The sequence below is a fragment of the Hymenobacter sp. ISL-91 genome (assembly GCF_018613725.1).
Classification (GTDB): Bacteria; Bacteroidota; Bacteroidia; order Cytophagales; family Hymenobacteraceae; genus Hymenobacter.
The window spans coordinates 110,632-132,831 of record NZ_JAGGPS010000009.1; the positions used below are offsets into that span (position 1 = coordinate 110,632).

Sequence of the window (22,200 nt, forward strand, 5' to 3'; positions counted from 1 at the left end):
AATCGAGTGCGGGGCCTTGTTCGTTTTTCAGCTAACAGCTAACAGCTAACAGCTACTGCCGGGGCTTTTTGTATTTGTACTTTTTCGGCGCGTCCACCATTCGGAATTTCTGGGGGTCGTTGGCTTGCAAATCGATGCCCAGGCCGATAGGACTGCGGTTTTTGTAGGAGCGCGACTTGTCGTTGGAGCGTTTGACAGAGGTCGTGTTGAAGCGGGTAGGGCGCTCCATCAGCTTATCCTCGCTGGAACAGGAGGCGGAGCCTACCAGCAGTAAACCTAGGGCAGAGTTGAGTAACAGAATTTTCATGGTGGGTGGGGCAGCTTGACAATTGATAACCGCGGCACCGGTAGCAATTTACTGCAGGTGCTCAGTTACTTATTTGTTCTTTGTACCCCAACCCGTCCCAAAAGGATACAGTTGCCATCGAATAATACCAAAAGTTCTTTTATAAGGCTTACAGACTGAGTAATTCGCGGAAGCGCGCCGACTGCTGACGCGACACTTCCACCTCGGGGCCGCCGCGCAGCCTGATTTTGAGCGTGTTGCTAAACCAGGGTTCAATACTTTCCACCCATTTCAGGTTGATGATCTGCTGGCGGTTGGCCCGGAAAAACGTGCGCGCATCCAGCCGCTGCTCCAGGTGCTGCAAGGTGCGCGGAATCAGGGGGCGGTGGGTGTCGAAGTAGATTTGGGTGTAGCCGGCACTGATTTCGAACAGCCGTACCTCGCTCAGGCGCACAAACCAGCACTGCTCGCCGTCGCGCACAAACACCTGGTCGTTTTCGGTTAAGGGGGTGGTCGCCGTTGCCTCGGCCGGGGCGGCCCCGGGGGCTGGGTTGAGGGGAGTGGTTACCTGGCCCTGTGCTTTGGCCAGGGCAGTGGCCAGCCGCTCGGTTTGCACGGGCTTCAGCAGGTAGTCGAGCGCGTTTACTTCGAACGCCCGCAGTGCGTACTCGTCGTAGGCCGTCGTGAAAATAACCTGGGGCGCAGCTTCCAGCGAAGCCAGCAGCTCAAAACCGGTTTCGCCGGGCATATGAATGTCGAGCAGCAGCAAATCGGGCTGCAGCGCGGCCAGCAGTTCGCGCGCCTCGGCGGCGTGGCGCGCCTCGCCTACCACTGTTATATCGGGGAAAGCGCCCAGCAGATGCCGTAGCTCGGTGCGGGCCAGCCGCGAATCATCGACGATAAGAGTTGTCATATTCTTCGATTAACGGATAGCATTTAAGCGCCAATTTGCACCGGCAGCTGCAGATGAGCTACTACAGTGTTGGGGCAGTGCGGGTCGTTGCTGAGGTGCAGGTGGGCGGCGGGGCCGAAAAGCAGGGCCAGCCGCTCGCGGGCGTTGCGCAGCCCCACGCCCTCGTGGCCGGAAGTGGGGGCAAAACGGCCGGTATTGCGCACGCGCAGGTGCAGCGTGTTGGAGTCGTTGAGCTGGGCCGTGAGTTGGATGGTGCCGCCTTCGGGCCGGGGCGCGAGGCCGTGCTTGATGGCGTTTTCAACCAGCAGCTGCACCGTCATGGGCGGAATGAGAACGGGCAGGGCGACCGGGTCTACGTCGAGCGAGTAGCTCAGGCGCTCTTCGAGCTGCACCGCTTCAAGCTGCAGGTAGTGCTCCACAATTTCCAGCTCGCGGGCCAGCGGTACCTGCTCGGTGCTGTTGAGTTGGATGGAGTAGCGTAGTAAGTCGGAGAGATGGGTAATCATGGCGCGGGCGCGGGCTGGGTCCTCCATCACCAGGGCCCGGATGTTGTTGAGCCCGTTGAACATGAAATGCGGATTGATTTGGGCCTTGAGCGTGCGCATTTCGGCCTCGCGCACGGCGGCCGTCAGCTTCCATTTATCTACTTCGGCCTGCCGCGAACGGCTGAGGTAGTACCAGCCAAAGTAGAAACCTTCCCAGAGCCAGAGCAATATATTGACGTTGAGCGCGTAGCCGATAAACTGCCCCCAGCCCTGAGGCTGCCCGGTTGGTGCCGGGCGCACCACCCACATAATCAGGGCCCAGATGATGACCTGGCTTAGCACCGACAGCAGCAGGTTGGCCACCAGCAGCCGCCCCAGCAGCGGCAGTGGCGCCAGCTGTGTCCAGCCCCGGGCCCGGATGTGGTAGCGCAATACGTGGGTCAGGCCCAGCAACGTAAGCACGATGACCAGGGTAATGGCCACCATATCCCTGGAAAACCCGATGAAAGAGGAATAAGCCACCAAACTGAAGGCGGCGTAAAGCGTCCAGCCCACGGCCTGGCAGTACCAGTAGGCGCGGCTGGGGGCGGGCACGGCGGCGTAAGCGGGCATGGCGTAATGGATGAAAGAAAGGGCTGACAGCCCATCAGGATCAGGCAGGAACTAGCTCGGAATCAAGACGAAACAGGCAGTATTGCGCGGTGTTGGAGGCGGCGCCAGCGCCACTGCAGTACCCCAATGGTAATGGCGTACAGCGCCACAATCAGCAGTGGCAGAACCACAAAGCGCTGGTTCGGAACCAGATACCAGGCTGCCAGCAGCAGGCCGGTGCGGGCCACGGCATGAAAGATACCTACCCAGTGCTGAATAATCCAGGACAGCGGCAGCCACATCAACCCCGTTAAAATGCCTACCGTAAGCGGCAGGGAAGTGTAATCGGTCTGGAAAAACGGAATGGCCACGGCGTATACCAGCAGGGCCATGGCCACGGTGTAAAAGAACAGGGCATCGAAGGGGTTTTTGGGCTGACCACGCCGGAAAAAATCTTCACCCGTGAATCGGGCCAGCAGCATGGCCAGATACACAATGCTGCCCGTGGCCCCAAAAAGCACCCAGACGGCGGGTGTGGGCGGCAGCAGCCATCCGGCAGCGGCAACAACCAGCCAGGCAATGGCACCCGCCAGCGGCGTGGCCAGCATCCGGCGGCTGGTAAATTCGCGCCGGTGCTCTTCGAGAGAAATGGTGGGGGAGGTCATCGGGCAGCTACTTTTTAACGGCTGCCAGAAACGCATCGGTCTGCTGGAAAAACCAGGCCGTATCGTCCCACATCAAAAAGTGGCGGCCCGCTTCCGACATCTCCACGCGGTGCTGGGGCAGGGCGGCGTACTGGCGCTCGAAAATGGCCTTGGTGCTTTCCTTGGTCGAGCCGTACTGCTTGTAGGCGGCCCAGGCCCCGAGCACCAGCACCGGCTGCTTTATGCGGCCCAGCTCGGCGCGCAAATCGGTGGTATACAGGTCGTACATGGCCTGGCCCACGGTGGCGGGGTCGGAGGCCACGCTCCAGCGGGTGGCCTGGCTGATGCGGGCGGTGTCCGTCATCATGGTAGCCGACATCTGGCGGGCCATGGCAACAGGCATTTGGCCGGTCATCTGCTGGCGCATGCTGGCCGCCATCGGCCGGGCCATGGCCACAGTCATATCGGGGTTCTGCATGGCGGCCAGAAACGGCAGTGAATCCACGATTACCAGCGGCCCCAGGGCCTCGGGGCGGGTGGTGCTTAGCCACAGGGCCATAAAGCCGCCCAAGCTGTGCCCCACCACCGCCGGCTTGTTCAGCTTTTGGGTTTGGATGTAGGTCAGCAGCTGGTCGCGCACGTTGCGCAGCAGCGAATCGGTGCGGGCCGGAGCTGCCGCGCCGCCGAAGCCAGCCAGACTGACGATGTGGCACCGGTACTGCTTCTGGTAGCGGGCCACTGTTTCGTCCCACACCGCGCCGGGGCAGGTCAGGCCCGGAATCAGCAGCATGGGCGCGCCCTTGCCCACCACCCGCACTGTAAAGTTGGGGTGCGCGGCCGGGTCATCGGCTATGGTGGCGCTAGTAAGAATGGGAGCCGAACCTGGGGCGGCGGCGGCAGGCAGGGCAGTGGCGGCCAGCAGCAGGACGGCAGCAGCAAAGGGGCGCAGGGTGGTAGGGAATTTCATAAGGCGAAGGGGTAGAGAGTTGGAGTAGATGCTGTAAACCTACTGCGCCCCAAGCGCCTATGAAACCACTTTTCCGCGAACGGTCAATCGGACCGCCGAACGGCTAGACGGGCCAGCCGAATGGCACCGGCGCTTTTACAGCAGCTCGCGCAAATCCTGCCGCAGGTTCTCCACGCCGCGCCGAATTTCCTCCCACACGCCCTTTTCGGAATCAGCCGGAGCCGCCGCTGCATCGGTGGGCGAGGCGGCTGTAGCCTGGCCGAGCTTCTCGAGCAGGCGGGCGCGCTTGGCCTCCAGAGCCTCGGCGTGCTGCTGGTAGGTGGCCGTGGAGCCGGCCACGGTGGCGTGGGCGCGCCGGTGCAGAGTCTGGATTTTGGTGTCGAGCTCATCGAGGGCCCGCTGCAGGTCGGCGGCACTCAGGTGGGCCGGAACGCGGATATGGTCGGGGTCGGGAACGGTAGCCATGGTCAGAGAATAAGGGGTGAAATCGGGACACGACCAGAAGGGCCGGCCTCTACTAAAGAAACGATGGTTCTTCGCCGAAGTTACTTTCAGGCATCACCCCACAACAGCGGTACCCCCAGCTCGCGGGCCAGCGGAGCAGCGGCCGAGGCGTAAAGCAGCCCCAGCAGCTCGGTTGCCGCGGGCGCGTACTCGATGCGGTAGTCCTCGTGCAGCTTGCCAATGGATTTGAGCACCTCGTGGGTGCGGCGCACCAGGTGCTGGAGCAGCGGCTGAGTGGGGCCATGCAGGCGGGCCGTGGCCCCGGGCTGTTCGCGCAGCACGTTGGTCAGCAGCCGCAGCGTTAGCTCGATTTCGCCGTGGGTGTCGCCCGTTATTTTGGCGTGGTAGGCCAGCCGCTGCTGCAGCTGCCGCACAATATGCAGCAGGTCGTTGGGCGTTTGGTGGAAGCCGCGCACCGGGTCATCTACCTGCTGCTGCAGCGCCTCGCGGCGGCTCTCCAGCGCATCGTCGCCCTCCAACAGCCGAAACGCCAGCTGCTCCAGAAGCACAGCATCTTTGGCTACCAGCTTCGCGAGCAGCTGGTCTTTTTCTTTGGCAGGCAGGGCCAGCAGGGCTTTGCGCAGGTCGGGGGAGAGCATATTTATTTGAGCTGTTAGCTTAAAGCTATTAGCCTATTGTTCTTGATAAGACACCGGCCAACTCAACCAGCCCACCAGCCCCGCCCGAGCCGGTAAACAGATACGGCACCTAGTAGCAGCAGGAGCAGCGTGGAATTGCGCCAGCCGGGGGTGAGGAGTGGGGCAAGTTGGTCGTACCAGGGAGAAGGGGGAGCACCCACATAGCCACACATTAGAATAGGGGGAACTTGACTCAATTCGCCATTTACCAGTGTAGGCTTGGGCTTAGACGTAACTGTGTATATCGTAGTTGGCTCGTGGAGAACGTCTACCCAATATACATTAGCATTGATACCATCGAACCTGGGGTGGTCCAGTAAGAACGGACAGTGAGCTAAGATAGGTTGATTTTTAGGTCGTGTTCGAATTGGTGGGGCGAGCGGTAGCCCAGGGCGGAGTGGCGGCGGTCGAGGTTAAAGTAGGTGTCGAGGTAGTGGGCCACTTCGAGACGGGCTTCTTCGAGCGAGGCAAAGGCGGTACCGGGGGGCAGCAGTTCGGTTTTGAGCGTGCTCCAGCCGGCTTCAGCTTGGGCGTTGTCGTAGGGATTGCCCGGCCGGCTGAAGCTGGCAAGGGCTCCGGCTTGGGCGATGCGGGCGCGACAGGCCGCGCTGGTGTACTGGCTGCCGCGGTCGGCGTGGATGATGAGCCCCGGCGCGGGCTGGCGTAGCGTCAGGGCTTGTTCCAGCGCGTGGAGTACCAGTTCGGTCGGCATGTGGGCGCCCAGGTGCCAGCCGACGACCCGCCGGGAGCAGGCATCACGCCACGTGGCCAGGTAGCACCAGCGCCCGCCCACCAAGGGCAGATACGTAATGTCGCCGACCCAGACCTGGTCCGGGGCGGTGGGGGCCGGCTGGCCCAGCAGCCGGTTCTCGGCCACCACGGCCGCCGGGTCAGCCACCGTCGTGCGCGGCCGGTGCGGGCGGGTGCTCAAGGCCCGCAGCCCGTGCCGGCGCAGCCAAGTGCGCAACGCGTAGCGGCCCACGGCATGGCCTTCGGCGTGTAACTCGGCCCGCAGCCGCCGGGTACCGTAGCGTCGGGCGTGGCGCGTAAAGGCCGCTTGCGCCGCCACTTGCCAGGGCGCTGGCGCGGCGGCCGGCCGGTGCCGCCACTGATAATACCCGGCCGGGCTCACGGCCAGCACCTGGCAGAGCAGTTGCACGGGTCACGGCTCGGTGCAGACGGCGATAAAGGCGTAGCGGCTCATGACTGAGGCGGTTGGGAAAAGATGGTCACGACTTTTTTTAAAATATCGCGCTCCATTTCTACGCGTTTTAGCGCCGCACGCAGCTGCTTGATTTCGTCGCGCTCGGCGCTACTAGGCACGGCGGCTTCCAAGGCTTGGCGTTGCCAGCGCCCCAGCAGCGCCGGCGAAATGCCCTGCGCACGCGCCACGTCGCTTTGCCGGGCACCGGCCGCTACTTGGCGCACGCACTCAACCTTGAAGGTCGGCGTGTATTTCTTACGGGTGGCAGGCAAGCCGCCAGGATTCGATTTTTCAGTCATGGGCAGCGAAAGTTAAGACTTCGCGCTGTCCGTTTTAGCTAGACCACCTCAGCTTGTAATCTTCTCGAAGCGGAATTTCCTGAAAAAGTTGACCTAGCCAATTGGGATGAGGTCCGGGAAAATTTACCTCCAGCACAGTCGACCTGTGCATCTCCCGCAACTGCGGCACGGCCACGCAGCCCAGCCACAGCAACCACGCCAGTGCCAGCAGGCCTGGGGGCAGCAGCAGGGGGCGGCGTTGGCGACGGGGTAGGGGCAGCAGGAGCATAGGGCTGGGAGGCAGGAATAGAGGTAAGATACTTATCCGGGTACAAACTCAAACTTGAAGCAACCAAAACGCCCGCCCTTTCCGAGCCGGAAAAGGCGGGCGTTTGAAAGGCGAACCAGTCGCTCTTGCTTTTATTGCTTCACCAGACGCTTGCTGAACTGGCGGCCACCTTCGCCGCGCACGAGCACGATGTAGGTGCCGCTAGGCGCTGTGCGCAGGTCGAGCGTGGGCTGGCTGCCGCCGCGCGCCGTGGTGGCCAGTACCACCCGGCCTACAGCGTCGAGTACCTGCACCTGGTAGCTGCCCTCGGGCAACTGGCGCAGGTCGAGCTCGGTGGTAGCCGTAGTAGGGTTGGGGGCCAGTGCAATGCTGGCGGTGCGGCTGAAGCGGACCGTTTTCACTGCCGAGTAGCTGCTGGTACCATCCAAGTCAACCTGCCGCAAACGGTAGTATACCAGGCCGGTGGCTTTGGCGGCCACGCCCGCATCGGTGCGGGTGTAGCTGGTGGCGCTACTGCTCGTGCCCTGGCCGGCTACCCGCGCAACCGTAGTAAAGCTGCGGCCATCGAAGCTGCGCTCGACCTCGAAGTGGTCGTTGTTGAGTTCGGTAGCGGTGCGCCAGGTCAGGCGGGCGTCGGTGTCGCGCACGGCCTGGGCCTCGAAGGCTACCAGCGTCACGGGCAGCGGCCGGTTATCTACCGGAATCGAGAAGGTAGCCGTGTTGCTGCTGCCGGCCCCGCTCTGGTCGGTGGCGGTGTAGGTGAAAGTAACCGTGCCTACGAAGCCGGCGCTGGGGTCGAAGGTGAGCTTATCGGCATTTGCAAGCAGAATAACCTGGCCGGGAATAACAGCCGTGCCATCAAAGAAAAGCGTACCCGAGTTGCTGCCGGGCAGCGTCCGGATGGTAAACGAAGCCACCGGGGAGGTGCCGCTGGCCGCCGTGGCGCTCATGGGCAAGATGCTGGTGGCCGGCGCCTCGTTGCTGAGGCCGCGGTTCGATACGTTATTGGCCGTCAGGCCCACCGCGCAGGTGCCAAAGTACAGGTCATCGAGGCCGAAGTCGTTGCCGCCGGTGTCCTTGTTCACGTCGCGCACCTCAAACACGGCTGTCGTGCTGCTGCCCGAAAACCATAGGTCGGCAATCTGCTGATAGGCCGTCGTAGTACCCAGCGTCGTGACGTTGGAGGTGGACTTGCCGTTGATAACGAAGCCGAGCTGGGCCGGGCTTTGGGGATTTACGCTGTTGGCCCACGCCGAGAAGCTGTAGTAGGTATTGGGCTGCACGTTGATAGTCTGCTGATAAACTACCGACAGGTTCTGCGAGCCGTTCACAATCATGAAGTTGTCGCCGGCCCCCGTGCGGCCCGTGCCCGCGAAACTGCCGTGGTAGTTCGCAGCATTCGCTCCCACGGCATACAGCGCCTCCGGGTTCAGCTCGGTTGTGATGCCGGAGTTGTCGGCCACGTAACCGTAGGCTGATGTGAAGCCGACGTTGCCCTGCGTGAAGCTCGGATTTACCAGCAGGTTGGTGCCCGTACCGATGCCGCACACCTGGCTGCTGTTGTACACGTTCAGGCGCACAGTCGAGTTGTTCGAGAACTCGGGCGTCTTGCCCGGCGTCCGCACCCGGTACGTAAACTCATCGGGGCCGATATAGCCGGCAGTGGGCGTGTAGGTGTAGCTGCCGTTGGCGTTGAGCGTGAGGGTGCCGTGCGCTACGTCGCTAACCACCTGCACCGTAAAGCCAGTGTTGGCCAGGTTATCGGGGTTGTCATCGTTGAGAATGACGTTACCCGTTTTCGTGCCGTTGGCTGGTACTTCGTTGCTGTCGTCGCTGGTAACGAACAGCTTGACCGCCTGCACCTGTACGTTAAGCGTGAACGTATCGGGGGCGCTGTTGCCACCCTGGGTGGTGCTCGTGCCTACGGTGCTTTTCAGCGAACTGCTGCCCGTAGCAGCGGGAGACGTAAAGCTGAAGGTGTAGGTATTGGTCGCACCGCTGGCCAGCGCCGCTACCGTTCCGAAGTTGATGGTTCGGGTACCGGCGTCATAGGAAGCGCCGGCCGGCAGGGCCGACTGCTGGGTGGCCGTCAGGCTCGCCCCGGCAGGCAGAAGCACCGTTTGCGTTACCTGGCTGGCCGGTTGCGGGCCATTGTTGGTGAACTCAGCCGTAAAGGTGCCCGAGGGCTGGTTTGCGCCCAGCGTGGCCGGCCCGCTAAGCTTGGTCGTCACGTCGGCCACTGGCACCGCCACCGGAATGGTGTAGGTGGCGGGCAGGTTGGAGCGCAGCCCGGCGTTGTTGACGGCATAAAACGTAAACGTGGCGTTACCCGCAAAGCCCGGCTCGGGGTCGAAGCTCAGGTTGGCCGCCTCGGCCGCCGTCAGGCTCTGGCCCACCGCGACGGGCGAAGCCCCGATGCCGGTGTACAGAATGCCGCTGGCCCCGGTGGGCAGGCTGGCAATAAGGTAAGTTGTAATCGTCCCCCCGGCGTTGGGGTCGGTGCCGGCCAGGGCCGCAATTTTTGTGGCCCCACTGGTGCTGGGCATAGCCGGCAGATTGGTCACGTTGGTAGCCGAAGGCGGCAGCGGGCTCTGACCGGCGCACAAGGCGCTGCTTGGAATAACCTGGCGCGCAATGCCTGCGCCGGCCGTACTGCTGTATTCCAGCGTCAGTACGTTGCCCCCATCCCGCTCGCCAAAATACACGAGAATGTTGTGCAGGCCGGCCGAAAGCGTAACTGTTGCCGTTACGGTTACAGAGCCGTGGGCTCCCCCATTGTTGATAAGTACGTTGGGAAATGTCGGGTCCAGTGCTGCCCCGTCAATCCACATGTAGGATGCATCGTCGGAGGTCAAATAGAACGTATAATCACCTGCCACCGGAATAAATACGCTGCCGCGGTGGCGGGTTGAGAAGTTATTAGGGTCGGCGTTGGTGTTTGTAGCCGGTGGTACAATGTTGCCCCACGAGTAAGTCGGAAAATTCAGTTGCGCATCAATGCGGCTGAGACTGGGTGTATTAGTTGAGAAAAAGGACAGATTGCCATTGTTGGCAGTAGTGCCATCGAAATAGCCCGCATAGTAGTTAGCTGCAAGGCCGCTCGAAGCCGGGCCACCACCGTAAGCTGGGCCACAGTTCTGGGGAGGAGCAATGGCAGTCAGCGAGATGTCATCGAGCCCGAAATCGTTGCCCATGTTGCTTGTTACTAGGTCGCGTAAACCCAGGGTGAGTTGGGTGCTGTTACCTGGGTTTACCGTTACCGTATTCAGTTGCCAGTTGCCCCCATCATTGGGATTAGTGAAGCCTGTCCCTATATCAACCCCATTGGCAACCACCTGAATTCGCGCCTTATTGGCTGAAGATGCATTCAGCAGCCAGAAAGAGAACTGGTAGTTCAGGTTAGGTGTCAGGCCGGTTACGGTCTGCTCCCATATTCTGATGGCCGCACCACCCGCCCCATTAGCTCCATTAGCTACCAGATACAAGCCAGTGGTACCGGTCGTATGGTCGGGAAAGTCTCCAAAGTTGTCATTGAGAGTATTGGCCCGAGCCACTATTGTATACCTGCCGGTACCCGAATTGCCGTTCGGATTAGAAACGTAAGTGTAACCTGAGGTAAAGCCAGTGTTACCCGACTGAAAATCAGGATTTGTAATCAGGTTTTGGGCACCAGCCGGGATGCCCGGAAGTACTACCAGCAGCAATAGCAGCCAGTAAAGCGGGGATAAGCGTGTAGTCATGTAGAAAGGTGTAAGCAGGTAAGCAGAAAGATCAGATGGTGCGGTTGATGAAGAAAAAGTCAGTGTATGTAGAGTGCAAAAAATTATTATCTTATTGTTAATCAGTAATTAAGGACTTCAAGCAATGCCGCAAATAAAATATAAAATGACCGATATAGCGAGAAGACACCGCTGTTAATTTATTGTGACGCCCCGACAAGGAGGGTTGCAGGCCTGTAAGCTTGCGTAGCTAAACCACAGCTTGTTATCAGTCAGTCTATTAGCCTGCGGTGAGTTTTTAGCCTTCGATAAGGCCAACTTTCGGCTGGCGGCAGCCGTTGTTGCGTCTGTTGCTGGTCCCGCTACACACCTTATGTCCTACCGTCTCGCCGCGCCACTGTGGCTGCTACCAATTGCTGCTTTCGCCCAAACCACGGCCCCGCCCGATACCGCCCGCACCGTAGCCTTGCCCGAAGCCACTGTAGCCGGCTACGGCCAGCAGCTGCCGCTGCGCCGCACAGCCGCCGCCGTGGCCACCCTCGACCGCGCCGATTTCGAACGTTTCCCTAATAATGCCCTGACGCAGGCTGTGAACACGCTGCCGGGGGTGCGGCTGGAGGAGCGGGCCACCGCCAGCTACCGCCTGAGCGTGCGCGGCAGCACGCTCCGCTCGCCTTTCGGCGTGCGCAATACCAAAGTCTACTACCAGGGGCTGCCCTTCACGGAGGCCAGCGGCAGCACCCCCCTCAACCTGCTCGACCCCGGTTTGCTGGGCGGACTGGAGGTGATTAAAGGCCCGGCCGCCAGCGTATATGGGGCCGGCACCGGCGGGGCCATCCTCCTGACCGGGCGTCGGCCCGCCGCGCCTGGTACGCACGTTTCGGCGGGTTTTACAGCGGGCAGCTACGGGCTGCGGCGCACCACAGCAGCCGTCGAAGCGGCTACGGCTACCGGCTATGTGCGCGCCGCCTACGCCCGCCAGACCCTCGACGGCTACCGCCAGCAAAGTGCTCTGCGCCGCGACGTGCTCACACTCGACGGCGAGTGGCAGCCCACCGAGCGCCAGACCCTGAGCCTGCACGCGCTCTACACCGACATCGACTACCAGCTGCCCGGCGGCCTCACGCGGGCGCAGTTCGAGGCCGACCCGCGCCAGGCCCGGCCCAGCACGGCCACTGCACCCGGCACCGTGGCCCAACGCGCCTCTTACGCCTCCCAAACTGGTTTGCTAGGAGCCAACCACGCGGTTCGCTTTACGGAGCGGCTGCAGCTACGCTCGACCCTGTACCTGAACGGCAGCCGCATCAACACGCCTTTTCTTATTGATTTCGAGCGAAATACGCTGCTGGGCGGGGGCGGGCGTACGGTGCTCAGCTACCGCACCGCCCTGGCCGGCCGTACCTTGCGCCTGCAGGCCGGCACCGAAGTCCAGACGGGTTTTAAGAGCGCCCGCAACTACCAGAACCGCGCCGGCCAGCCCGGCCCGCTACGCTACGACGACGAAATCCGCACGCTTACCGGTTTTGTATTTGCCCAGGCCGATTACGAGTTGCCCGCCGAGCTGCTGCTGACGGTAGGGGCCAGCTACAACCGCCTGCGCTACCGCATCAGCCGCCTTTCCGATGCCGCTACCAACCCCACCGGCTACGCGCTGAGCCGCGACTTCCGGCCCCAGGTGTCGCCCCGGGTGGCGCTGCTGCGCGAATTCGGGCCGGGCCTGTCGGTGTACGGCAGCGTGAGTACGGGCTTCTCGCCACCCACTGAGGAGGAAATCCGGCCCTCCGACGGCTCCATTAACCGGGCCCTGCAGGCCGAGCGCGCCACCAGTTTCGAGCTGGGCGCGCGGGGCCAGCTCTGGCAACAGCGCCTGCGCTACGATGTGGCCTTCTACGACCAGCGCCAGCGCCAGAGCATCACTACCCGCACCACCGACCTGGGCACCCAGCTGTTCCTCAATGCCGGTACCACCCGCCAGCGCGGCGCCGAAGCGGCATTAAGCGGTTTGATTTGGCAGGAAGTTCAAACCGTAAGCGCCGACTTCCGGGATGGCTCGTACAAGCAGGTTCATTTCGAAAACAGCGTGCGGGCCTTCGTGAGCTACGCCTACAACCACTACCGTTTCGGTAGCTACCTACGCGCCGACCAGGATTTCAGCGGCAACCGCCTCACCGGCACTGCACCCCACACACTCACGGCCGGTCTCGATGTGCGTCAACGCTGCGGCTTCTACCTGAGTCCCACCGTCAACCACCAGGCCCGGCTGCCCCTCAACGACGCCAACACTGCCTACGCGGCCGGCTACTGGACCTTTGGCTCGCGGGGCGGCTGGCGCGGCACGCTGGGGCCGCTTACGCTGGATGTGTTTGGCGGCGGCGAAAACCTGAGCAACCGCCGCTACTCGCTGGGCAACGACCTCAACGGGTTTGGCGGCCGCTACTTCCAGCCCGCTGCTGCCCGCAACTGGTACGCCGGCATCCGGGCCAGCTTTTGATAGCGTGTCTTCGGCTGACAGTTCAGAAAGAGAAAATCAGGAAGTAGGCAGTAACAGTATGGGCAGGCGGCTGTGAAGCACTACCTGCGCCGTTACGCTCTGGTTGAACAACTGGCCCCAGAAGCTACGCCGCCGTGCTGGCAGCACCAGCCAATCGGCCTGGGTGTCGGTGGCAGCTCGCAAAATGCCGGCCGGTACATTGGATTCGAGCACCGTGTGCGTTTCGATGGGCAGTTCGAGACCCGCCACCAACTGGCTCCCAGCCAGGATATCGTGCGCGGCTACCGACCTGGTTTCCGCTTCGGATGCCACGTGGCATAGCGTGAGGTGGGGCTGCAGTTCGCGCAGTAGCTCCTGTACCCCGATTGGGGGAGTGGCAAACCCAAACGGCTCCCCATCGAGGGCCACCAACAGCTGCCGGGGCAGAACCGGGTCGTTGGCCGGCAGCGGAATTACCAGCAGTGGCGTATTGGTAGAGCGTAGCAGATGTAGGGCCGTGGTACTCACCAGTTGATCGGGCGTTTGCTGCGTGTCGGGTTTGCCCAGCACCACCAGGGCCGGTGCATGCCTATGCACAGCCGCCGCCAAAGCTTTTGGCAGGCTCTCATCCACCGATTCGGTGATGACGGGCACCGACAGGCCCGCCGTACGCACGGCAAAAGCAGCGGCAATATGCTTCTCGCTTAGATGACGGATGCTGCCAGTGAAAGCTTCCGGATCGAGCAGACTCTCGCGGCGCACATACAGTAGCACCAATGGCGCTTTCAGGAGGGCTGCCAGGGCGGCAGCGTGCCGCAGCGCCAAGTCGGCATCGGGGCTGAAATCAGTCAAAACAAGCAGGGGAGCAGTCATAGAAGCAAGCTGAAAGCAATGAAAAAAATCGGCCACTGCACCTTAGCGAGGCATAGGAGCCACAGCCGCTTGGGGTTGTTGCCCCATAGCTACCACAATTTCGCTACACTTTCACTTTTTTGCCGGTGCGGGCAGCCTCGTAGATGGCATGGACGAGGCGAATGTCGCGCAGTCCCTCTTCGCCGGGCGTTTTGGGCGTTTTGTTTTCGAGCACGCACTCAGCCATATGGTCGAGCTCGGCGGCAAACTGGTTCCCTTCCTTGAGCTGAGGCTTGCGCTGACCGTCTTTGTCGCCGATAAGCATGTTGTGCTCGTAGTAATCGGTGGCGGGGTCGAGCTCCAGCTAGGCCTTGGTGCCATAAACCCGGAAGCGCTTAACCTGCTCGGTGCTATAGGAGCTGGTGCAGGTGGCCAGCGTGCCGCCGGGGAAGCGCAGCGTGAAGTGAATCCGGTCTTCCACTTCCTTGAAGCGCAGGTCCGAGCGGTCGGTCATTTCCATGGCCGTTACCTCGGTGGGCTCCTCGCCGGTGAGGTAGCGGGCAGCATTGAGCGAGTAAATCCCGATGTCCATGAGCGAGCCGCCACCGGCCAGTTTCTGCACCACACGCCAGGTATCGGCCACGTCGCCCGCAGGGTCCACGATGCGGCCGTGGTCGGCCGTAATCTGCATTACTTTGCCCAGCTCGCCGCGGCGGATGCGGGCAATGGCGTCGAGGTTGAAGGGCTCATACTGTGCGCGGTAAGCCACCATGAGCTTCTTGCCGGCTTTTTGGCAGGCGTCAATCATGCGCTGGCACTCGGCCACGGTGGGGGCCATGGGCTTCTCGCTGAGTACGTGCTTGCCGGCCTGAGCGGCCCGCACCGTAAATTCGGCGTGCATAGATGGGGGCAGCACCACGTACACCACGTCCACCTCGGGGTTGTCGCGGATGGTGTCGAAGTTCTCGTAGGTGTAAACGCTCCTCGGGTTCACGCCGTACTCGCGGGCCAGGCGGGCCGCTTTATCGGGCGAGCCACTCACCAGGGCCACAATACGGGCGTGCTTGGTTTCCTTGAAAGCGGGCATCATCAGGTCGACGGCAAATTTGCCCAGACCTACGACGGCAAAACCAATTTTCTTCTTATCGGCATGTTGCATAGCGGTTGATTCGGAGGCTATATGTGGAAACGCAACGGCTGAGCCAGCTACGGCCGCCAGGGCCGTACCGAGTCCGGCCCGGCGTAAGAACTGTCGTCGCGAAGCCGGCAAAGCGGAATGGTTCATAGATGTACGAAAGCGAAGGAAGGGAGCTGGTCTAACGGTCAGGAAAAGCGAGGTGTTACGTTCGCGTACCTGCCTTGTAGTATGCACGCAACATGAACAGAAGGGCGGGAGCATCAAAAAGCCCCCTTACCGTAGGGGTAAGGGGGCTTTTTGGTGCTCGGGATGCCATTGCTGTGTCGAAAGACTCAGGCTAGGGAATAGCCAGTTAGCTTAGCGGTTGTTGTCGTTTATCGGGTTGTTGAAGCCGGTGATACGAAGCTCATCGGTCGTCGATTCGGTATCCGGATCGGGGCCGGTGGTAGCGCCGCTGGGCGTGCCCGACATGGCATCTTCGAGTTGGCTGCTTGTGTCGAGCGTGCCTTCCTCGTCGCGCTTGTAGCCGTATAGCTCCTCGCGGTGCTTGCGCTGTTCCTCCGTCAGGCTGCTGTTGCTGGCGTCGAGGGCGGCGGCCGGGTCCTGGTTTAGCTGCTCATCAGCAGGCGGGTTCTTTTTGTCGTTGCTCATCAGAAAGGTCGGTCAGAAGTGAAGAAAGAGGCACGGCGTACCTAATCGTTGTTAGGCATTTCGTTCTCTTTGCCCGAGCCGGGAATACCACGGCCATTGTCGGCGCGTAAGGCGCTGAACTCATCGGGGTTATCATTGGAGCCCACATTGGGGTTGTTCTTTTCGGCGGCATCAGAGGCCGGCGCCTGGGTGCGGTTGGCGGGCTCGGCGGTAGGCCAGTTGCGGGTGCCGCCACCGTAGCGCGGGTCGTCTTTGGCCCACCCTTCACGCTGCTCATCATACTCAGCATCTTCGGCCCGGTGTACGGCAGCCGGGTCGAGGTTCTGCGGGGCGCTGCCGCGCTGCTCGGCAAATGCTACTGAAGGGGCCGACTCGCCGCCTTTGGTTATGCTTTGCTCCTCGTTAACCGGCTGGCTGGGGCTGTCGGGGTGGCCAAATTCGCCATAGTTAGGGGTATCAGGCTTGGCTTTGGCCGGGTCGCGCGAAGGATCGGTAGGGTTGGTTGGGGTGGTCGACATAAAAAAGGGAAAGAGTAGGGGAGAATAAATGGAAAACGGAAGCGCAGATGGCCGCCGTTGCTATTCATACGTAAACTTTCAGGAAATGGCGGTGCCTTGTTGTGCTTGCGCCGGGGCCGCCTCCTATTCTTTCCTCTTTCTGATTTCTCTATGTCTCTCTCAATTCAGCACCAACCCGAAAACCAGGAATTCACTGTATCTCAGGATGGGCACTCGGCCGAGCTGTCCTACAGTCTGCCCACCGAAGGCGTTATCGATTTCACCCACACGTTTGTGGAGGAAGGGCTACGCGGCCAGGGCATCGGCGACGAGCTGGCCAAAGCCGGCCTGGCCTATGCCCGCGAAAAAAAGCTGAAAGTGCGCACTACCTGTTCCTTCATGGCCGGCTATGTTGCCCAGCATCCCGACTACCAGGACCTAGCCGAGGCAGGTTAGAACCAAGCTGCATCGGCTATTTCGGCCAGCAAAAAGCCCCTGACATCGGCAACGACATCAGGGGCTTTTTGCTGGCCGAAACAGCCGATGCTTTTACCGGCGCACTTCCACGCGGCTGGTGTAGGTTACGCCGTTGGCAGTCACGCGCAACAGATACAGGCCTTCGGCCAGCGGCTGTACATCGAGCGTGGCTACCTCGGCAGCCGACAGCGGCTGGCGGTGGCTGAGTACCTGCTGGCCCAGCATATTGTAGAGGCTGATAGCAGCGGCCTGCCGGCCTTTCAGCTGTGGCAGGCGTAGCTGCAGGCGGCCGGTGGCCGGGTTCGGAAACACCTCCAGGCCCTCACCCAAACGAGCGGCACCCATGTTGGCCGTAATGGTTACGCAGTTGCTGGTGTGGCGCCCAATGTTCTCGTACACATCGGTGCCCACCGACGTCCATTCCGCCCTGGCATCAGCCCAGCGCTGCTGGCCCCGGTTTACGGTAGCCTTGCGCACCAGCGTGGCATCGGTGGTAGAGCCACCGCCAGGCAACAGCCAGCCGCCGGCCGGCTGCTGGCCGATAACGCCGATGATGTCGAGCGTATCGGTGCCATCCATGAGCAACAGCGCATCATCGCCATTGAAGAAGCCAATGTTCGATTCCAGGTCGGTCTGGGCTTTTACAAGGGGCGAGGCGACGCCGGAATTGGCAATAACGTACACGTCGCCGGGCGCAATGCTTCCGGTTAGTTCGGCGGTAGAGGTAGGGGTGGTTTTGCCGTTGGCGAACAGGCTGACCGTAATGCCATCCAGGTCAACGGTCGCATTCGACGGGTTATAGATTTCTATGGCCTTGGTATTGCCAACCTTCGCCTCAATATATTCTGAGAAGAACAGCGTGGTGCAGGGCGCTGCCGGCAGGGCTGCATCGTCGTTCAGGATAGTCAGCTCGTGCGTGCGGATGGTGCCCAGTACCGCACCGCCCGTAGTAGGCGCACCCAGGGCCAGCAGTACAGTTTCGTTGGACTCGGGCAACAGGTCGCCTGCTACGGTGAGGGTTATGGTCTGGGTCTGGTTTGCCTGGCCGGCCGCGAAAGTGAGGCTGGTCGTGTTCAGGGTATAGTCGGCGGGTGTGGCGGCGGTGGTGCCGGCCGCCTGTACCGTTACCGGAATGGTAACGGCGGCCGTGGGGGCCGTGCCGGTCAGCGCTACGTTCACGGTGTAAGTGGTGGTGTTGTCGTTGCCTTCCGTCAGGCTGCCTCTGGCGGCAACAAACTGAATGGTTGGGGCCACACCGTCATCATTGAGAATGGTTAGCTCGTGCTGGGCCGGGCCGCCCACGGCCGCGCCGGTAGCGGGGTTGGTCAGGGCCAGCACCACCGTCTCATCGGCTTCAGGCGTCAGGTCGCCAGTAACAGTTACGGTTACCGGCTGGGTGGTCTGGCCGGCTGTAAAGGTCAGTGTCTGGGGCGAAGTGAAGACAAAATCCTGGCCGCTGGTGGCCGTGGAAGTGGTGGCTGCCAGGCTCAGCTGCACCGTGAGCGGGGCAGTAGGAGCGGGGCTGATGGTAACGTTGGTGGTGTAGGTGCTGGTGCCGCTGTTGCCCTCGGCAATGCTGCCGGTAGCGGTTGCAAACGCAAAGGTTGGCAGCACCTGGAAGCCCCAGGCGCGGGCCACGAGGTCGGGGTAGGCAATGTAGGGGTTGAAGTTGCCCTGGCTTTTGGCGGTACGGCGGTTCCGCTCCCGCTCGCGGGCATCTACCGGGTCGGCCATATGCCACTGGTACAGCGTGTTCAGGTCGGCGGCGGCCGTAATTACGTCCTTGCCCGGGTCGAACTGCTGGCCCTGGTGCATGGTGTAGAAGTAGAAGATAGCCCGCGCCAGGTTGCCCTTATGGTCTTCGCGCGGCTCAAACTGCGAGTTGGTATCCTCGCTGAACTCGTCGATGTTGGCGGTCGGCACGGTTGTCTGGCTGCTGGCACCGCGCATCCACTTGGTGGTCTGGTTGTCCGGAATTTCCGCAAACGGATCAGAGCCGCGGTCGGAGTTCCACTGGATGAACGTCGGGAATAGGTGGTGAATGTCGGAACGCATGCGTACGCGCTCATTAAACCACGACTGCGGAACAGTATGCTCGCAGTTTATTTGTTGCACCACGCCGGTGCTGGTGGCGGTTGAGTCGAGCCGTACACTCTCGGTGTAGCCCGAGTACACGCATACTACGCGGCCATCCTGGTTGTCGATGTAGTTGTACATCTTGCCGCGGGCCGTGCTGTAGTCGAGCTCCACGCGCTTGCCGTCGTACCAGTTCTGGCGCAGCCAGTCCTTCAGGCTTTGGCCCTGCAGGCTGGTCGGCGGGGCTGCCGGCAGCGTCTGGGCCGAGGCTGTTCCGAAGCCTACGCATAGCGAGGCCGTTAACATCCAGGCGAAAAAGTGTTTCATCAAGCAATAGAAAGGGTGAAAGCTAAGTGGTAAAGATCGGCAAAGATTTCTAGCCTGCAAACGGACGGTAGCGCTGGCACTTTCTAAATGGTCTACACCTTTTTTCGGAGCCCAAAAAAAGCGCCCAACCCTGTATAGGGCTGGGCGCTTTAGCAAATTTCAGGGGTCTATGAGGCCTTATTTAGCAGGCATCAGAACCGTATCGATAACGTGCGTAACGCCGTTTTTCGATACCGCGTCGGCTACCGTTACAGTGGCTTTGCCGCCTTTGGCATCGTGCAGCATCACCATGTTACCGGTGCGGTGTACCATCAGGGTTTCGCCCTGCACGGTGGTCAAGGTCTGGCCATCCTTCAGGTCGGCGGCCAATAGGCGGCCGGGTACTACGTGGTAGGTAAGGATGGTGGTGAGGGTAGCCTTGTTTTCGGGCATTACCAGCGTGTTCACGGTGCCAGCCGGCAGCTTATCGAAAGCGGCGTTGGTGGGTGCAAATACAGTGAATGGGCCGTCGCTCTTCAGCGTATTCACCAGGTCGGCGGCTTTCACTGCCGCTACCAACGTGGTGTGGTCGGAAGAGTTGACGGCGTTGTCTACGATGTCCTTATCGGCCGTCATCATGGCTCCACCCACCATCACTCCGGCCGATTTGCTCATGTTCATGTCGGCCATATCGGCTCCTTCGCGGGGCTTGGTGGTGGCTTTCATCTTGCCGCCACGAGGCGTTTTGCCCTTTACTTTGGTTTTACCGTCGTCGGCTACTTTGGTTTTGGTCATCATGCCGTCTTCGGTCGTGACCTTGGTTTTTTCGTCGTCCGATTTCTTGGTCATCTTACCCTGGGCCAAGGCCGAGCCGGCGCTGAGGGTAAAAGAGAGGGCCAGCGCGGAAAGCATGTACTTGTTCATGGGGTAGTAGTTTAGTAAACAACGAAGCTAGGCGTACCGTTGAGGCAAACGCCCGCCTTGTACGCCGCAGGTGGGGTAAAGGATGCGCCGGGTACCAAACCAACACAAAAAAAGCCCTCTGCAGCTAAGCAAAGGGCTTTGGTGTGGTCGCGCTAGGAATCGAACCTAGATCTAGAGCTTCGGAGGCTCCCATACTATCCGTTGTACTACGCAACCTGCGTTGGGAGCCGCAAAACTAGAGAGAAAAAGCGCCTTTGCCAAACCTGTTTCCGCTTTTTCTGCGAAATCCTGTACCCCTGCTAGGTAACCTTCCGGCCGGCTAGGCAGTTAATTAGCCAAACCTCTTTCTCACCAGCTATTCCTTTTTATGGCAAGCACCGAAAAAAAGACTCTCTATACCGCCGACGCTACGGCTGTGGGCGGCCGTAGCGGCCATGTCCGTTCCGCTACCGGCATCATCGACCTCGAAATGTCGGTTCCTGAAGGCTTAGGCGGCAAAAAAAATGCGACTAACCCCGAAGAACTGTTCGCTGCCGGCTACTCCTCCTGCTTCCAGCAGGCACTGCTCGTTATTGCCCAGCGCGCCGGCGACAAACTCGACCCCAGCACCGAAGTGAAATGCTCCGTCTCGCTTTTCCAGGAAGGCGAAGCCTATGGTCTTTCGGCCGTGCTCGACGTAGACCTGAAAGCATTTGATGAGCAGAAAAGCATTGATATGGTGCGGCAGGCCCATACTATCTGTCCCTACTCGGTGGGCACCCGCGGCAATATGGAAGTGGAGTTGCGTGTAAAAGGCAAAGCCATTTCTCTGAAGGCCGAAGACAACGCCGGTGTGGCAAAGGATAATTAGGAATTTTTAATTCTGAATTTTGAATTGAAAAAGGCCGTTGAACGACTCTCAATAGGGGCGTTCAACGGCCTTTTTCAATTCAAAATTCAGAATTAAAAATTCCTAATTACTTAGCCAGTACTTCCTTTACACGCTCGGCGGCGTCTTTCAGCAGTACGGCCGAGTACACCTTCAGGCCGCTTTCGTCGATGATGCGGGCGCCCTCTTCGGCGTTGGTGCCCTGCAGGCGCACGATGATAGGCACCCGGATGTCGCCGATGTTCTTGTAGGCTTCCACCACACCGTTGGCAACCCGGTCGCAACGCACAATGCCACCGAAAATGTTGATCAGGATGGCCTGTACATTCGGGTCTTTCAGGATGATGCGGAAACCGGCTTCTACGGTTTCGGCCGAGGCCCCTCCGCCTACATCGAGGAAGTTGGCCGGCTCACCGCCGCTCAGCTTGATAATGTCCATGGTGGCCATAGCCAAACCGGCACCGTTCACCATGCAGCCCACGTTGCCGTCGAGTTTTACATAGTTCAGGTTCGAAGCCGAGGCTTCTACTTCCAAGGGGTCTTCCTCGTTGGTGTCGCGCAGGCCCACAAAGTCCTTATGGCGGTAGAGGGCGTTTTCGTCGAGGGTTACCTTGGCGTCAACGGCCAGAATCTTGTTGTCCGACGTCTTCAACACGGGGTTGATTTCGAACATAGCCGAGTCGGTTTCGTCGTAGGCCTTGTAGAGGGCCGTCACGAACTTGGTCATCTCCTTGAACGCCTCGCCCGACAGGCCGAGGTTGAAGGCAATTTTGCGGGCCTGGAAGCCCTGCAGACCTACGCGCGGGTCAACATGCTCGCGGTGGATTTTCTCGGGATGCGCCTCGGCTACTTCCTCGATGTCTACGCCGCCTTCAGTGGTATAGATGATAACGTTCTGGCCGGTGGCGCGGTCGAGCAGTACGCTCATGTAGAACTCCTGGGTTTCCGACTCGCCGGGGTAGTACACGTCCTGGGCGACCAGCACCTTGTGCACCTTACGACCTTCGGCGCCGGTTTGCTTGGTTACCAGCTGCATGCCGATGATCTGGCCGGCAATTTCTTTTACCTGCTCCAGGTTTTTGGCGAGTTTCACCCCACCACCTTTGCCGCGGCCGCCGGCATGGATCTGGGCCTTGATAACGTACCAGCTGGTGCCGGTGTCGGCAGTGAGCTTTTCGGCAGCAGCAACGGCCTCTTCAGCCGTGTCGGCCACGATGCCTTCCTGCACGCGCACGCCGTAGCGCTTCAAAATGTCTTTGCCCTGATACTCGTGAATGTTCATAGAGGTCAGTTATGGGGGTGGTTTCTAACCGCGAAAGTAGGCAGAATTGAGTTGGGAGTTGGTGGGGCAGGACGAATAGTTGGGTAATAAACTGCTGGCGTGAGCAGGTTACAGGGTTAAGAAGTGATGAGGTGACGAGGT

The 22,200-nt window shown here is 60.7% G+C and carries 19 protein-coding genes, 1 tRNA gene and 1 pseudogene; 3 read left to right on the forward strand and 18 right to left on the reverse strand.

Features of this window, described 5'->3' with window-relative positions:
• Positions 1 to 52 precede the first annotated feature (52 nt).
• The 10 genes from J7E24_RS05065 to J7E24_RS05110 form a co-directional block, all read right to left on the reverse strand.
• A complete protein-coding gene (locus J7E24_RS05065) occupies positions 53 to 307 on the reverse strand; it encodes a hypothetical protein (protein ID WP_215135791.1) in 255 nt (84 codons plus the stop codon).
• Between the two features lie 148 nt (positions 308 to 455).
• Positions 456 to 1,199 carry a LytR/AlgR family response regulator transcription factor gene (locus tag J7E24_RS05070; RefSeq protein ID WP_215135793.1) on the reverse strand — a complete coding sequence of 248 codons (744 nt, stop codon included), beginning with the start codon at positions 1,197 to 1,199 and terminating at the stop codon, positions 456 to 458.
• 23 nt (positions 1,200 to 1,222) lie between these two features.
• A complete protein-coding gene (locus J7E24_RS05075; protein WP_215135795.1) occupies positions 1,223 to 2,296 on the reverse strand; it encodes a sensor histidine kinase in 1,074 nt (357 codons plus the stop codon).
• A 62-nt stretch (positions 2,297 to 2,358) separates the two neighbouring features.
• A complete protein-coding gene (locus tag J7E24_RS05080; protein ID WP_215135797.1) occupies positions 2,359 to 2,940 on the reverse strand; it encodes a DUF7010 family protein in 582 nt (193 codons plus the stop codon).
• A gap of 7 nt (positions 2,941 to 2,947) precedes the next feature.
• Positions 2,948 to 3,886 (reverse strand): alpha/beta fold hydrolase, encoded by a 939-nt coding sequence (locus J7E24_RS05085; protein ID WP_215135799.1) that lies wholly within the window; start codon positions 3,884 to 3,886, stop codon positions 2,948 to 2,950.
• A gap of 135 nt (positions 3,887 to 4,021) precedes the next feature.
• Complete coding sequence (locus J7E24_RS05090) at positions 4,022 to 4,351, reverse strand: hypothetical protein (RefSeq protein ID WP_215135801.1); 330 nt, start codon at positions 4,349 to 4,351, stop codon at positions 4,022 to 4,024.
• Positions 4,352 to 4,437: 86 nt separating this feature from the next.
• Entirely contained in the window at positions 4,438 to 4,989 is a 552-nt protein-coding gene (locus J7E24_RS05095; protein WP_215135803.1) for a hypothetical protein, read from the reverse strand.
• 373 nt (positions 4,990 to 5,362) lie between these two features.
• Positions 5,363 to 6,187 (reverse strand): IS3 family transposase, encoded by an 825-nt coding sequence (locus tag J7E24_RS05100; protein ID WP_215135805.1) that lies wholly within the window; start codon positions 6,185 to 6,187, stop codon positions 5,363 to 5,365.
• Positions 6,188 to 6,228: 41 nt separating this feature from the next.
• Entirely contained in the window at positions 6,229 to 6,531 is a 303-nt protein-coding gene (locus J7E24_RS05105) for a transposase (protein WP_215135807.1), read from the reverse strand.
• A gap of 399 nt (positions 6,532 to 6,930) precedes the next feature.
• On the reverse strand, positions 6,931 to 10,539 hold the full coding sequence (locus J7E24_RS05110; RefSeq protein WP_215135809.1) for a beta strand repeat-containing protein: 3,609 nt from the start codon (positions 10,537 to 10,539) through the stop codon (positions 6,931 to 6,933).
• Between the two features lie 352 nt (positions 10,540 to 10,891).
• On the opposite strand from J7E24_RS05110, the gene J7E24_RS05115 reads away from it, so the two are divergent.
• On the forward strand, positions 10,892 to 13,009 hold the full coding sequence (locus J7E24_RS05115) for a TonB-dependent receptor family protein (protein ID WP_215135811.1): 2,118 nt from the start codon (positions 10,892 to 10,894) through the stop codon (positions 13,007 to 13,009).
• Positions 13,010 to 13,045: 36 nt separating this feature from the next.
• Here J7E24_RS05115 and J7E24_RS05120 read toward each other — a convergent pair whose 3' ends face one another.
• The 4 genes and pseudogenes from J7E24_RS05120 to J7E24_RS05140 form a co-directional block, all read right to left on the reverse strand.
• Positions 13,046 to 13,861, reverse strand: a complete 816-nt coding sequence (locus J7E24_RS05120) for a universal stress protein (protein ID WP_215135813.1) — start codon at positions 13,859 to 13,861, stop codon at positions 13,046 to 13,048.
• A gap of 103 nt (positions 13,862 to 13,964) precedes the next feature.
• Positions 13,965 to 15,239: pseudogene (locus J7E24_RS05130) on the reverse strand (Gfo/Idh/MocA family protein).
• Between the two features lie 96 nt (positions 15,240 to 15,335).
• Positions 15,336 to 15,629 carry a hypothetical protein gene (locus tag J7E24_RS05135; protein ID WP_215135818.1) on the reverse strand — a complete coding sequence of 98 codons (294 nt, stop codon included), beginning with the start codon at positions 15,627 to 15,629 and terminating at the stop codon, positions 15,336 to 15,338.
• Between the two features lie 41 nt (positions 15,630 to 15,670).
• Complete coding sequence (locus tag J7E24_RS05140) at positions 15,671 to 16,147, reverse strand: hypothetical protein (RefSeq protein ID WP_215135820.1); 477 nt, start codon at positions 16,145 to 16,147, stop codon at positions 15,671 to 15,673.
• Between the two features lie 150 nt (positions 16,148 to 16,297).
• On the opposite strand from J7E24_RS05140, the gene J7E24_RS05145 reads away from it, so the two are divergent.
• Positions 16,298 to 16,582: a GNAT family N-acetyltransferase gene (locus J7E24_RS05145; RefSeq protein WP_215135822.1), complete on the forward strand. Its 285-nt coding sequence runs from the start codon at positions 16,298 to 16,300 to the stop codon at positions 16,580 to 16,582.
• A gap of 93 nt (positions 16,583 to 16,675) precedes the next feature.
• Here J7E24_RS05145 and J7E24_RS05150 read toward each other — a convergent pair whose 3' ends face one another.
• The 3 genes from J7E24_RS05150 to J7E24_RS05160 all read right to left on the reverse strand — a co-directional run bounded on the left by J7E24_RS05150 (position 16,676) and on the right by J7E24_RS05160 (position 20,125).
• Complete coding sequence (locus J7E24_RS05150) at positions 16,676 to 19,006, reverse strand: endonuclease (protein ID WP_215135824.1); 2,331 nt, start codon at positions 19,004 to 19,006, stop codon at positions 16,676 to 16,678.
• Between the two features lie 177 nt (positions 19,007 to 19,183).
• The gene (locus J7E24_RS05155) at positions 19,184 to 19,675 is read right to left on the reverse strand and encodes a fasciclin domain-containing protein (RefSeq protein ID WP_251047037.1); all 492 of its coding nucleotides are present in this window, start codon (positions 19,673 to 19,675) and stop codon (positions 19,184 to 19,186) included.
• Positions 19,676 to 20,053: 378 nt separating this feature from the next.
• Positions 20,054 to 20,125, reverse strand: a tRNA-Arg gene (locus J7E24_RS05160).
• A 151-nt stretch (positions 20,126 to 20,276) separates the two neighbouring features.
• On the opposite strand from J7E24_RS05160, the gene J7E24_RS05165 reads away from it, so the two are divergent.
• Positions 20,277 to 20,759: an Ohr family peroxiredoxin gene (locus tag J7E24_RS05165; RefSeq protein WP_215135826.1), complete on the forward strand. Its 483-nt coding sequence runs from the start codon at positions 20,277 to 20,279 to the stop codon at positions 20,757 to 20,759.
• A 106-nt stretch (positions 20,760 to 20,865) separates the two neighbouring features.
• On the opposite strand, the gene sucC is transcribed toward J7E24_RS05165, so the two are convergent.
• The gene (sucC, locus tag J7E24_RS05170; RefSeq protein WP_215135828.1) at positions 20,866 to 22,059 is read right to left on the reverse strand and encodes an ADP-forming succinate--CoA ligase subunit beta; all 1,194 of its coding nucleotides are present in this window, start codon (positions 22,057 to 22,059) and stop codon (positions 20,866 to 20,868) included.
• Positions 22,060 to 22,200 lie beyond the last annotated feature (141 nt).

Excerpts from the sequence above, each read along its gene's own strand:
- J7E24_RS05070 (WP_215135793.1), bottom strand. The coding sequence starts at position 1,199 with ATGACAACTCTTATCGTCGATGATTCGCGGCTGGCCCGCACCGAGCTA.
- J7E24_RS05095 (WP_215135803.1), bottom strand. The coding sequence starts at position 4,989 with ATGCTCTCCCCCGACCTGCGCAAAGCCCTGCTGGCCCTGCCTGCCAAA.
- J7E24_RS05075 (WP_215135795.1), bottom strand. The coding sequence starts at position 2,296 with ATGCCCGCTTACGCCGCCGTGCCCGCCCCCAGCCGCGCCTACTGGTAC.
- J7E24_RS05065 (WP_215135791.1), bottom strand. The coding sequence starts at position 307 with ATGAAAATTCTGTTACTCAACTCTGCCCTAGGTTTACTGCTGGTAGGC.
- J7E24_RS05085 (WP_215135799.1), bottom strand. The coding sequence starts at position 3,886 with ATGAAATTCCCTACCACCCTGCGCCCCTTTGCTGCTGCCGTCCTGCTG.
- sucC (WP_215135828.1), bottom strand. The coding sequence starts at position 22,059 with ATGAACATTCACGAGTATCAGGGCAAAGACATTTTGAAGCGCTACGGC.
- J7E24_RS05165 (WP_215135826.1), top strand. The coding sequence starts at position 20,277 with ATGGCAAGCACCGAAAAAAAGACTCTCTATACCGCCGACGCTACGGCT.
- J7E24_RS05090 (WP_215135801.1), bottom strand. The coding sequence starts at position 4,351 with ATGGCTACCGTTCCCGACCCCGACCATATCCGCGTTCCGGCCCACCTG.
- J7E24_RS05110 (WP_215135809.1), bottom strand. The coding sequence starts at position 10,539 with ATGACTACACGCTTATCCCCGCTTTACTGGCTGCTATTGCTGCTGGTA.
- J7E24_RS05135 (WP_215135818.1), bottom strand. The coding sequence starts at position 15,629 with ATGAGCAACGACAAAAAGAACCCGCCTGCTGATGAGCAGCTAAACCAG.
- J7E24_RS05145 (WP_215135822.1), top strand. The coding sequence starts at position 16,298 with ATGTCTCTCTCAATTCAGCACCAACCCGAAAACCAGGAATTCACTGTA.
- J7E24_RS05120 (WP_215135813.1), bottom strand. The coding sequence starts at position 13,861 with ATGACTGCTCCCCTGCTTGTTTTGACTGATTTCAGCCCCGATGCCGAC.
- J7E24_RS05105 (WP_215135807.1), bottom strand. The coding sequence starts at position 6,531 with ATGACTGAAAAATCGAATCCTGGCGGCTTGCCTGCCACCCGTAAGAAA.
- J7E24_RS05140 (WP_215135820.1), bottom strand. The coding sequence starts at position 16,147 with ATGTCGACCACCCCAACCAACCCTACCGATCCTTCGCGCGACCCGGCC.
- J7E24_RS05150 (WP_215135824.1), bottom strand. The coding sequence starts at position 19,006 with ATGAAACACTTTTTCGCCTGGATGTTAACGGCCTCGCTATGCGTAGGC.
- J7E24_RS05155 (WP_251047037.1), bottom strand. The coding sequence starts at position 19,675 with ATGGCCGACATGAACATGAGCAAATCGGCCGGAGTGATGGTGGGTGGA.
- J7E24_RS05115 (WP_215135811.1), top strand. The coding sequence starts at position 10,892 with ATGTCCTACCGTCTCGCCGCGCCACTGTGGCTGCTACCAATTGCTGCT.
- J7E24_RS05080 (WP_215135797.1), bottom strand. The coding sequence starts at position 2,940 with ATGACCTCCCCCACCATTTCTCTCGAAGAGCACCGGCGCGAATTTACC.